This is a genomic window from Hyphomicrobium sp. DY-1 (assembly GCF_047497105.1).
GTDB lineage: Bacteria > Pseudomonadota > Alphaproteobacteria > Rhizobiales > Hyphomicrobiaceae > Hyphomicrobium_B.
Genome location: NZ_CP134870.1, coordinates 3,480,409 through 3,491,900, shown reverse-complemented (window position 1 = coordinate 3,491,900; position 11,492 = coordinate 3,480,409). Strand labels below are relative to the sequence as shown.

10 protein-coding genes are annotated in these 11,492 nt (G+C 60.4%); 8 read left to right on the top strand and 2 right to left on the bottom strand.

Annotated features, from left to right (window positions below; translation table 11 throughout):
- The first annotated feature begins 96 nt into the window (after positions 1-96).
- From RLW41_RS16895 to RLW41_RS16885, 3 genes are read left to right on the top strand one after another with little or no spacing between them, the layout of a single operon-like run.
- Entirely contained in the window at positions 97-1,257 is a 1,161-nt protein-coding gene (locus RLW41_RS16895; protein WP_414462215.1) for a DUF3734 domain-containing protein, read from the top strand.
- Positions 1,254-1,997, top strand: coding sequence for an acetoacetate decarboxylase (locus tag RLW41_RS16890; RefSeq protein ID WP_409562864.1), 744 nt, complete (start codon positions 1,254-1,256; stop codon positions 1,995-1,997). Before RLW41_RS16895 ends, RLW41_RS16890 begins: the two co-directional genes overlap by 4 nt.
- Before the next feature lie 13 nt (positions 1,998-2,010).
- Positions 2,011-2,787, top strand: a complete 777-nt coding sequence (locus tag RLW41_RS16885; protein ID WP_414462214.1) for a 3-hydroxybutyrate dehydrogenase — start codon at positions 2,011-2,013, stop codon at positions 2,785-2,787.
- Between the two features lie 120 nt (positions 2,788-2,907).
- On the opposite strand, the gene RLW41_RS16880 is transcribed toward RLW41_RS16885, so the two are convergent.
- Complete coding sequence (locus RLW41_RS16880) at positions 2,908-4,161, bottom strand: MFS transporter (protein ID WP_414462213.1); 1,254 nt, start codon at positions 4,159-4,161, stop codon at positions 2,908-2,910.
- Between the two features lie 316 nt (positions 4,162-4,477).
- Here RLW41_RS16880 and RLW41_RS16875 point away from each other — a divergent pair, with 316 nt between their 5' ends.
- From RLW41_RS16875 to RLW41_RS16855, 5 genes are all read left to right on the top strand, one after another.
- Complete coding sequence (locus tag RLW41_RS16875) at positions 4,478-4,606, top strand: hypothetical protein (RefSeq protein ID WP_414462212.1); 129 nt, start codon at positions 4,478-4,480, stop codon at positions 4,604-4,606.
- Between the two features lie 13 nt (positions 4,607-4,619).
- The gene (locus tag RLW41_RS16870) at positions 4,620-5,744 is read left to right on the top strand and encodes a type III polyketide synthase (protein WP_414462211.1); all 1,125 of its coding nucleotides are present in this window, start codon (positions 4,620-4,622) and stop codon (positions 5,742-5,744) included.
- A gap of 23 nt (positions 5,745-5,767) precedes the next feature.
- The gene (locus tag RLW41_RS16865) at positions 5,768-6,364 is read left to right on the top strand and encodes an isoprenylcysteine carboxyl methyltransferase family protein (RefSeq protein WP_409562859.1); all 597 of its coding nucleotides are present in this window, start codon (positions 5,768-5,770) and stop codon (positions 6,362-6,364) included.
- 300 nt (positions 6,365-6,664) lie between these two features.
- On the top strand, positions 6,665-9,670 hold the full coding sequence (locus tag RLW41_RS16860; RefSeq protein ID WP_414462210.1) for an EAL domain-containing protein: 3,006 nt from the start codon (positions 6,665-6,667) through the stop codon (positions 9,668-9,670).
- A gap of 287 nt (positions 9,671-9,957) precedes the next feature.
- Positions 9,958-11,028: a hypothetical protein gene (locus RLW41_RS16855; protein WP_414462209.1), complete on the top strand. Its 1,071-nt coding sequence runs from the start codon at positions 9,958-9,960 to the stop codon at positions 11,026-11,028.
- Positions 11,029-11,045: 17 nt separating this feature from the next.
- Here the strand turns inward: RLW41_RS16855 and RLW41_RS16850 are convergent, their stop codons facing one another.
- Positions 11,046-11,399 carry a hypothetical protein gene (locus tag RLW41_RS16850; protein WP_414462208.1) on the bottom strand — a complete coding sequence of 118 codons (354 nt, stop codon included), beginning with the start codon at positions 11,397-11,399 and terminating at the stop codon, positions 11,046-11,048.
- Between the last annotated feature and the right edge of the window lie 93 nt (positions 11,400-11,492).

Here is an 11,492-nt window from a genome sequence, read left to right as displayed (position 1 = left end):
GGCCAATCTACTGCATTGCAACAAGGCCTGCGGAATACCTGAGGACTCCCCGACCTCTCCGTCTCCTTGCCACCCCCAGCTCGGTAGATTGACAATATGCCCAAAGCCAACGGCAGCGCCGCAAAAGACGCCGAGAAAATTGTCCTCGTCCTCCAAGGCGGCGGCGCACTCGGCGCATACCAGGCCGGTGCATACGAGGCACTTTGCGCGGCTGGGCTCGAACCGGAATGGGTCGCCGGAATTTCCATTGGCGCCATCAACTCGGCAATCATTGCAGGCAATCCGCCCGAACGCCGAACGAAACGGTTGCGCGAATTCTGGGATCGCGTTTCAAGCCACCTTCTTATGCCGCCGCTTGCGACCGACAACGCCTCCCGCAAGATCTTCAACGAGACGGCGGCCGCTCTCGTGGCTTCGACAGGCGCCCCCGGCTTCTTCGACCCGCGCTACCCGCCCGCCGTCCTGATGCCGCCGGGCACAGTGCAGGCGATCAGCATCTATGACACCAGCCCACTGAAAAGCACGCTGCTGGAGCTTGTCGACTTTGACCTGCTGAACTCGGGGAAAATGCGCTTCAGCGTCGGTGCCGTCGAAGTCGCAACCGGCAATCAGATCTATTTCGACAGCGCGACCACGACGATTATCCCAGAACACATCATGGCGAGCGGCGCGCTTCCGCCCGGTTTCCCTCCCGTCGAAATCGACGGCACGCTTTATTGGGATGGCGGCATCGTCTCGAACACACCTCTGCAATACGTGCTCGAAGGCCCGGTTCCACGCTCAGACATGTGCATTTTCCAGGTTGATCTCTTTAGTTCTCAGGGCACCATCCCCGATAACCTCTTCGACGTTCAGACGCGCGAAAAAGAAATTCGCTATTCGAGCCGCACGCGTCTCAACACCGACTACTCGAAGCTTCTTCAGGAACTGCGTCGTGCGGTGCGCCGCCTCGACGGCATTATGCCGGACGAGATCAAATCGAGCTTCGACTGGAAGCTATTATCGACGCACAGCTGCAACGCCGCTATCACGATCGTCCATCTCATCCATCGCCGTGCCGTCTATTCCACGCAGTCAAACGATTACGAGTTTTCGCGCTACACCGTGAACGAGCACTGGCGCGCCGGCGTGGACGACGTCGAGCGAACGCTGAGCCATCCGTCCTGGACCAATCGCAAGAAACCCGAGGACGATGTGATGGTGCTTGATCTCACCAAGGAACTCGCCGCGCCAACGCCCCCGGAGATGCACAAATGAAAATTGCGGACGTCAAGAAACGCGCCTTTGCGATGCCTCTGACCAGTCCAGCCTTTCCACCCGGTCCCTATCGTTTCATCAATCGCGAATATCTCATCATCACCTACCGCACCGACCGCGAAGCCCTCGAAAAGGTCGTACCCGAGCCCCTCACCTTCGACGAACCCATCGTTAAATACGAATTCATCCGCATGCCGGACTCGACCGGCTTCGGCGACTACACCGAATCCGGCCAGGTCATTCCGGTCAAATTCAACGGCGTCGAAGGCGGCTATACGCACGCCATGTTCCTGAACGACGGCCCGCCGATCTATGGCGGCCGCGAGCTGTGGGGCTTCCCGAAGAAATTCGCCAAGCCCACGCTCGGCCCCGACATCGACACGCTCGTCGGCACGCTCGACTACGGCAGCGTTCGCATCGCGACGGGTACGATGGGCTTCAAGCACAAAGCGCTCGATCCCGCCGCCGTCGCCAAATCGCTCGCCGTGCCGAACTATCTTCTGAAAATCATTCCGCACGTCGACGGCAGTCCTCGCATTCTCGAACTCGTCGATTACCGCCTTGAAGACGTGACCATCAAAGGCGCATGGAGCGGCCCCGGCGCGCTCGATCTGCGCCCCCACGCCCTCGCGCCGATTGCGGACCTGCCTGTGCGTGAAATCATATCCGCGACACACATCCTCGCCGACCTGACCCTCGGCCTTGGCAAGGTCGTCTACGACTACCTCGAAGAGAAATAAGGAGACGCCCCCAATGAAACTTGACGGCAAAGTCGCGCTCATCACGGGCGCCGCAAGCGGCATCGGCCATCAGATCGCTCGGCGTTACGTCGAAGCGGGCGGCCGCGTCGCCATCGCTGACTTGAACCTCGATGCTGCCACTGCCGCCGCGAAGGAACTCGGCGGCGAGAAGGAAGCCATCGCCGTCGCCATGGACGTCTCGAACGAAGATCAGGTGAACGCCGGCGCCGAGAAAACGGCGAAAGCCTTCGGCACTATCGACATTCTCGTCTCGAACGCCGGCATCCAGATCGTGCACCCGATCGAGGAATTCCCGTTCGCCGATTGGAAGAAGATCATGGCCATCCACGTCGATGGCGCTTTCCTCACGACTAAAGCCTGCGTGAAATACATGTATCCGCAGAAGTCCGGCGCGCTGATCTACATGGGCTCGGTCCACAGTCACGAGGCCTCGGCCCTGAAGTCGGCCTACGTTGCAGCCAAGCACGCCATCCTCGGCCTCGGCCGCGTCATGGCAAAAGAAGGCGCGCAGCACGGCGTCCGCTCGAACGTCATCTGCCCCGGCTTCGTGCGCACGCCGCTCGTCGACAAGCAGATCCCGCAGCAGGCGCATGAGCTTGGCATCACGGAAGAACGTGTCATCAAGGAAGTGATGCTCGGCGAAACCGTCGACAAGGAATTCACGATGGTGACTGACATCGCTGAGGTCGCCCTCTTCCTCGCCGCCTTCAAGACCAACGCCATGACCGGCGAAAGCATCATCGTCAGCCACGGCTGGCACATGAACTGACCCGACGAAAAAACGCACAATGACGTCATCCCGGCGCAGGCCGGGATCCAGACATTCCGCAACATTGCATGTGTGGATTGTTGTCTGGGTGCCGACCTCCGTCGGCATGACTGTCTTGTGCTACTCCCCTGGCGCGGCCTGGGGTAGATGACGCCGGACGTGCTGACCGTGTTTGGGGTCGGTTACCACCGAAATCACCCAGAACACCATCCCGCCGACGGCAAGCACCGCGCCGACCCAGCCGGTCGAACTCCAGCCGTACCCGTACGAGATCGCCAACCCTCCAAGCCACGGCCCGATCGCATTCGCCGTGTTGAACGCACTGTGATTGAGCGATGCCGCAAGCGTCTGAGCATCGTCGGCGACATCCATCAGCCGCGTCTGCAGCGGAACGCCGAGCGCACCGCCGCAGCCGATCATAAACACGACGAACGAAACGGCGTAGATATTCCCCGTGGCGAACGGAAAGACCGCCAGCCAGAACGCACTCCACACCAGCAGGCCACCCGCCGTCGCCATCAGCGCTCTGTCTGCGAGCCACGCGGCGACGAACGTCCCGATCGTCATACCAAGCCCGAAGACCATCAGCACGATCGGCACGACGCCGGGCTCGACGTGCGTCACGTCAACCAGCGTGGTTGCCAGATACGAGTAGACTGCGAACATGCCGCCAAAGCCAATCGCACCGATCCCGAGCGTCAGCCAGACCTGCGGCCGTTTCAGCGCGCCGAGTTCGCGCATCATGCTTGCCCCCACGATCGGCTCATCGCGCGGTACGAAGATTGAGACGAGCAGCACCGTCAGCAGCGCCAACACACCGACGATCCCGAAGCCAACGCGCCATCCGAGCGCCTGCCCCATCCAGGTCGCAACCGGCACGCCGATGATCGTCGCAATCGTCAGGCCGATCAGCACGCGTGACGCCGCCTGCGCCCGCGCATTGGGCGGCACGAGCGAAGCAGCAACCAGCATCGCCACGCCGAAATAAGCGCCGTGCGGCAGGCCGCTCAGAAAGCGGAATACGACCATCATTCCGTAGTTCGGCGAAAGCGCCGTCATGACATTGAAGACGGCAAAGCAAGCCATCAGCGCCAGCAGCAGTTTCCGCCGCGGCCACTTCGCCGCCAGCACCGCGATCACCGGCGCCCCGACGACAACCCCGAGCGCATAGGAACTGATCGCATGCCCAGCCATCGGTTCGGTAATGCCGAACGTGGCGGCGAAATACGGCAATAGGCTCATCGCCGCGAATTCAGTCGTCCCGATCGCAAAGCCGCCCATCGCCAGCGCGAACAGCACGAGGCGCACCTGTCCGCGCGTCAATGTCGCTGGAGCGGCATTCACATTGTCGAATCCGTTGGCGTTTGCCTCCACGCGGAAGCCTCCCGTCTCGCTTCGCTGCGTCGCGCAACGTGCGCTGCAGCAACTGGAGTAACCGCGTATCTTACGGAAATCGTTCCAAGTCGAGATGTCACGCGCCCGGATTTTGCAAGTGCGAACTGTCTCACGCTCATAGCTCGCGGCTTAGCGCCGATACTTCGGGCTTTTTGCGCGTGCTGCGGCCGAACGCCCCCCTTCGAGCATGCCAGGCTGTTCCCCAGGGAACAGCCGCGATGGACGGCGGGATCGACAAACGCTCACGAACCCGCCGCCGGCCCGGGCTTCTCCTGCCAAAAAGATGGAGACGGTCATGCAAACGAAGCGACCGACGTTTCTCATCCTTCTTTTCGCAATTCTATCGACGGCCGCAATCGTTCAGCCCGCGTGGGCCGATTGCCCGCCGCCGGACATTCAGCGCTCGGCCCTAGCGCCGGCATAGAAAAAGTCTGCTCATGACACTTCTACCAATCAACAAGCCTGAACTCCGCCTCGGCCTCCCGCGCTCTTCCCCAGCCCTGCCCGTCGAGATCCTGTCGATTGCCACGGCCAATCCGTCGCGGCGCTACGCTCAGGAGGATGTACTCGCCAACGCCGCCGAGGTCTTTCCGCAGTTCGCGCGCCTGAACAGCCTCTTCGCTCATACCGGCGTCGCACACCGCTACATGTGCCAGCCGATGTCATGGTATCGCGAGCGGCATTCGTGGGAAGAACGCACCGCCGCTTATCAAAGCAGTGCACTCGACCTCATGGAGCGCGTGGCTCTCGAAGCGATTTCTCGCGCCGGTCTGAAGCTTTCCGACATCGACGCCCTTGTGACCAACACGATCACGGGCCTGGCGATCCCGAGCCTCGACGCATTGCTGATGAACCGGCTGGACTTTTCTCCCGCGGTCGAACGTTTGCCGATCTTCGGTCTTGGCTGCGGCGGTGGTGTCGCCGGACTTTCGCGCGCGGCCCGCCTCGCGCAAGCCCAACCCGGCGGCAACGTCCTTTTCATCACTGTCGATCTCTGCAGCCTGTGCATCCGCCCGAACGACGCCAGCGCGACGATGTTCGTTGCCTCAGCGCTATTCGGCGATGGCGCCGCAGCGGTCGTTTTGCGCGCATCCGCCGACGGAAGTCGCGCACCCTCGGCTCGAACAGGTATGCAGCGACCCACGCTCATTGCATCCGGCGAACATCTCTGGCGCGGCACGCGCCACATCATGGGCTGGGACGTGAAAGAGGATGGTTTCGGCGTGGTGCTGAGCCCCGAACTGCCCGCGCTGATGCGCGCGAACCTCGCGCCCGTCGCGAACGCCTTCCTTGAACGCCACGACCTGAAACTCTCCGATCTCAAAGGCTATCTGTTTCATCCCGGCGGCCGGAAGGTTCTCGAAACGGCGGAAGACGTGCTGAACCTCGACCGATCCGATCTTGCTCATTCCTGGGCCGTGCTCCGCGACTTCGGCAATATGTCGTCGGCAACCGCGCTCTTCATTCTCGCTCGCGCGATCCGCCAGAACGACAAAGGCTTGCATCTTCTCGCCGCGTTCGGACCCGGCTTCTCCGCTTATTTCGCAGCGCTTGACCTCTAGCTTTTCGTTCGGAGAATTTCGTCATGATCATCGACACTCTCGGCTGGCCGCAGATCGCTGCGCTGCTTCTGCTCGCCCAGCGCGGTCTGGAAGAACTTTATTCGCAGCGAAACACCAGCCGATTACTCTCCGCCGGTGCACGCGAAATCGGCCGATCCTATTATCCCGTCGTGGCGACGACGCATTTGGCCTGGATTGCAGCTATATTCTTCCTGATTGCGCCGAACGCGGAAATCCATATCTCGCTCGCAATTCTCTACGGCATTCTGCAAATTATCCGATATTGGGTCATCGGCTCGCTTGGCCGATATTGGACCCACCGAATCATCACGCTCGACAATGCCCCCGTCATCGACCGCGGACCCTACCGGCTGATCCGGCACCCGAATTACGCCGTGACGATCGCCGAGACGTTCCTTTTGCCGATCGTGTTCGACCAATTGGCCTTGGGCGTCATTATCGGCGCGATCTGGTATTCTGTGCTGATTTACAAGATCGAGCTTGAGGAACAGGGCCTGGTCGATCGACGTCGGCAGTCCCGGATGGGTGGCGGCCAAACCCCTATCGCCCGGCTTAGCGCCCCGGTCCGCAGCCATCCCCGCACCGTCCGACTTTCGTGAATCAATTCTTTACTTTTGTCCTGCCGCCGGCACTAACAACTTCTGAATCTGGTAATTTGCGTAAGAACTTTATCCGCACGCGGAATTACAATCCCGCCCTTGACCTAAAATTAATCAAAAAGCCTCAGCCTGACCGCAAGTCGGGTGATAAGGGACGGGATTGTCTTTGTTTTACAGTTGACAACTCTGTCTCCAATGCAATTCCGGAAAAATTGGAAAAACTGGAATAGGCGGACCTTGGTCCGTTGGGGAACGAAAGCATTTCTGATGTCGGTTAGCGGGGTCCGGACATTCTCTCCATTGAGAACTCTGCGTATCGAAGACAGCGAAGGCCTCGTCAACGCCGCTGCCGTAGCTGTCATCTTCGGAATCGTCGCTTATCTTTCGGCTGCCTTCACCCAGGATAGCAATGGCGTCGCCACCATCTGGCCTGCGAACGGCATCGTACTTGCCGCGCTCATTCTTGCGAAACGTCCATGGCGACGCCGCCAGATTTTATCGGCCGTCCTTGTCGCAGATATCATCGCGAACTACTTCGCTCAACGCGGACTCGCGGCCAATATCGGCTTTGCACTGACGAATACCATCGAACTCTGTACGGCTTTCTACGTTCTGCGGCTGCGAGAGGCAGAACCCTTTGAGTTCCGCAGCGTCCGCTTCCTGATCTCCTTCTCGATCGCCACCGCTACAGGCGCGCTGATTTCATCAACCGCAGCCTCAATCGTCGCGACGTTGACGACGGGAACCATAAGCTGGCGCGTCTTCAGCTCCTGGCTGTTTGCCGACCTTCTTGGCCTGCTGCTGGTCACCCCGGCCCTGGTCCGCATGCACCAGAAAAACCACGCGCCTCCGTCTTCCAAAGCCGCATGGGAAACTTACGCTCTGTTTGCTGCGCTTGCCGTGGCAACGATTATCGTCATTGCGGTGAGGCCACTCAGCTTTGTGGTCCTACCCATACTGGTCCTAATCGCCTGCCGACTGGGTGCGAGTGCGACCTCTGCGGCTGCACTGATAATGTCGGCGATACTCTTCGTCGCCACGGCGTCCGGATTTCACGTCGGGATCCGTTTCGAAGGCGTGCCGTGGCTGACCGATGTTCAGCTTATGCAGCTCAGAATGTTGACGGTCTTCATGATCGTGATGCTGCTTTCAGAAGCAATTGAGTCTCATTCGCGCCTGCAGGAACGGCTTTCCGCGGAAATCGCCCTGCGCGACGAACTGAACGACCACCTGCGAGCCCAGGAGCACGCGATGTCGGCCCAAAAGGCCGAACTCGAGAAGGCACACCACCGGCTTAAGGAAGCAATTGATATCCTCCCCGAAGGCATCGTCATCCTGGACGCCGAGAACCGCTACGTCGCCTGGAATAAGCGCTACGCGGAAATTTACCAACGAGCTCGCGACACCATTGCCGTCGGCCGCAGCCTGGAGGAAGCGCTGCGGATCGGCATGGAACGGCAAATGTATCCAGAAGCCTTCGGTCGCGAGGAAGCTTGGCTCGCCGAGCGCATTAAAAATCTCGAAACGCCCGCCGCCTCGCACGAACAGCTGCTGGACAACGGCCGCTGTTATCTGATCGAAGAATGCCGCACGAGCGAAGGCGGCTTAATCAGCTTGCGCATCGACATCACGGAGATGAAGCAGCGCGAGGCCTCGATCCGCCTGTTGTTCGAAAACAACCCGCTCCCGATGTTCGTCGTCAGCCGCGATACCCGGGCGATCCTCGCTGTCAACACCGCCGCCATTGCCCACTACGGATATTCTCGCAAGGATTTCTCGCTGCTATCGCTGCGAGACATCCAAAACGGAGATCTGAACCTGCCGTTTGACCACGGCGACCAGCAAATTTTACCGACGAATGAAGCGCAGCTTTTCAAACACTATCGCCGTGACGGCCGCTCAATCGAAGTTGAGGTCTACGTCCGCCCGCTTATTCACGAAGGCGAAGACGCGCTCCTGATCGCCGCCATCGACGTCACGGAGCGACGCAAAGCCGACCGAAAGGCCGCCTACATGGCGCGCCACGACGCGCTGACGTCGCTTCCCAATCGCCACCTGCTCGCTGAACGCATGCAGCTTGCAATGGCGCGTGCAAAACGCGGCGATCGGATGGCGCTTCTGCTTCTCGATCTTGACAACTTCAAGGTCGTCAACGACACGCTGGGCCACGCGGCGGGTGACGAACTCTTGCAGGTCGTCGCCGACCGCTTGACCGGCGCATTGCGCGAAAGCGATACCGTGGCCCGCCTCGGCGGCGATGAATTTGCCGTCCTCGTTACGGATCTCGACCATCCCGCGAGCGCAACCAAGCTCGCGCAACGCCTGATCTCCATTCTAAACGAACCGGTCAGGCTGGGCCGCAAGGACGTTATCTGCGGCGGCAGCATCGGCATCGCGACGGCTCCCGATGATAGCTGCGATCCCAACGAACTTTTCCGGCTCGCCGACCTTGCGCTCTATGCCGCCAAGGAAGATCAGCGCGGAACTTTTCGCCTGTTCGAGCGAGAACTCGATGCCAAGGTGAAGGCGCGTACGTTGCTGGAGGCCGAGATCCGCGAGGCCATCACCAACGACGAATTCGAGCTGCACTATCAGCCGATCTACGGCTTAGATACGATGACACCAATCGGGGCCGAAGCGCTGCTTCGCTGGCAGCACCCGCGTCTTGGGCTCGCCTCGCCCGCCGACTTCATCCCGATTGCCGAGGAAATCGGCATGATCGCCGATCTCGGCGCGAAAGTGCTACGCCAAGCGTGCATCGAAGCCATGTCCTGGCCCGAGCATATGAGCGTGTCCATCAACATCAGCGCGGTCGAACTCGAAGCCGTAAGCTTCGTCGACACCGTCAAGGCCGCGCTGGCGGAATCCGGGCTGCCCAGCCACCGCCTGACCATCGAAGTCACGGAATCGATGATCATGAAGGATATCCAGCTCGCAACTCACGTCCTCCATCAGGTCTGCGATCTCGGCGTCGAAATCGCGATGGACGATTTCGGCACGGGCTATTCATCTCTCAGTTCGCTAACGAAAGTGCCGTTCCATAAAATTAAGATCGACCGTTCGTTCGTGCGCGACCTCGCCGTCTCGATGGAGGCCCGAGCCATCTTGGGTACGATCGTCGATCTCGCCCGAACGCTCGGCATGCTCACCACCGCCGAAGGCGTCGAAACCAACGAGCAGCTAGACATCGTCAAAGAATACGGCTGCACGTCCGTGCAGGGTTTCCTCTTCAATCGCCCCGAACCTGCCGACGTCATTCGCAAAATCCTGAACGGTCCAGACCACGCCAGCCGTACGGCCGCCTGACCTCCAAGGACGTCACTAAACGGCGATCAAATTCGCACTGCGCACAAAATAAAGACTGCACACTGATTAATTGGTGGACTTCCGGTAACGATCAGACAAAAGTTTCTTTCTCATTATTCAAACGGGTGATGCAGGCCAGCGCAGCACCGTTTGAGAATTGCTGCATTGCAGCCACCTATTGATTTCTAGCGTTTATGTTTTCATTACGGGGGGGGCCTTTGGTAGAGGTCGATTGCGCTACTACTCGCGCCCCCCTCAATTTCCTCAACAACATCTACGATTGTTCGATGGACCCGAGCCGCTGGGCCACCGCCCTCGGCAGCGCCGCGCGATTGATCCGCGGCTGCGCGGCCGCAATCGTCGCCCAAACCCCAGGCGAGAGTGCACGCGTGGAAGCGAGCTGGAAGGTCAGCACAAGTCTTGAACGGGCAATAGTCGCCACGGCGCCCTTGAGCCCTGCGCTTCCCGCCGTCTGGCTGCTTGGCGTCGCCAGGGCATTTACGACGAACGCGCTCTTCGGCAGCAAGGAGGTGCGCAACTCGCTCTGGCACAAAAGAGTCCTTCGACCGGAAGGCCTCGATGATGTCGCTATCCTCACGATCTCGAAGTCCGCCAGATCGTTCTCCATGCTGTTGATTGCGCGTCCGCACACCGCCGGCCCCTACGTCCCGCAGGACATCGCAAAACTGTCCGCCCTCGCGCCGTACATTCGCCGCGCAACCGCAATCGCACAGCTTCTCGATTACATGCCGCTCGCGCACCATTGTACGTCGGCGGCATTCGACCCGATGCGCGTCGGCATCATCCTCACAAACCCCTCCGGCAAAATCCTGCACGCGAACACCGCGGGAGAGAAATTACTCGACGGCTGCGCCCTGCTTTGTCTCGAAGACGAACTCGCCGCCCGCGAAAATCACGGCAACAGCCTGCTGCGCCAAGCCATAGCCGATGCCGGCCGCGGCCGCTCGACCTGTTCGCGCCGCGGGCCTCCGATCATCATCAAGGGGTGCGGAACGAAATCTTTGGCCGTGTGGGTTGCGCATATCGACGAGCGCGTAAGGCTGCCGGTCGGCGTCTCCCGTTGCGCGCGCGTTGCAGTCTTCGTCAAAGCGTTCGATACAGCGGAACGCTCACCAGCCGAAACGCTCCTGCGTCATCATCCGGTGAGCATAGCCGAGAGTTGGCTGCTCTCGTTGCTGGCGCAAGGTCTCTCGCTTGACCGCGCAGCCCAAGCGCTTGCCATCTCGATGCCGGCTGCGCGCGTCGGTCTTGCTCGCATCCTGCGGCGGACGGATATTCACGACGAAGCCGAACTCATTGCGCGCCTAACCGGCAGGCCGGCTTTGATCGCTGCATGAAGCCGACGATCGAGCTCTCACTGCTCGATTGGAGACGCGCTGCTGAGCGTGACGGCGGCAGGATCGACCTCGATCCGGCGCGTGCTGCAGTTGGCCTTCGCGATGTAGACGCTCACACCGTCGGGTCTGATACCGGCTACAGCGTCTCCGGACGCCACCGCCGCCTCGACCTGCTCGCACGCGTTGCGCGACATCCAATGCGTCTGGATTTCGCCGTTCGCTAGCGTCGCGACAAGCAAGGAATTGTTGTCGAGTGCTATCGGGATGTTTTGAGGCTTGAGCGCGTCCGGCGCGGACGTGCTGACTCCCGCGATACCGCTGGCGGACGCCAGAATAACGAACGCGGACGCGACCAACTTCGTGCTAAACATAACGCAACCTCCCACAACTGCGGGCAACCCAGCATAAGGCGGAACCTTAGGCCAACGTCGACAGCCACGAAGTCCACATAAATCGAGTATTGC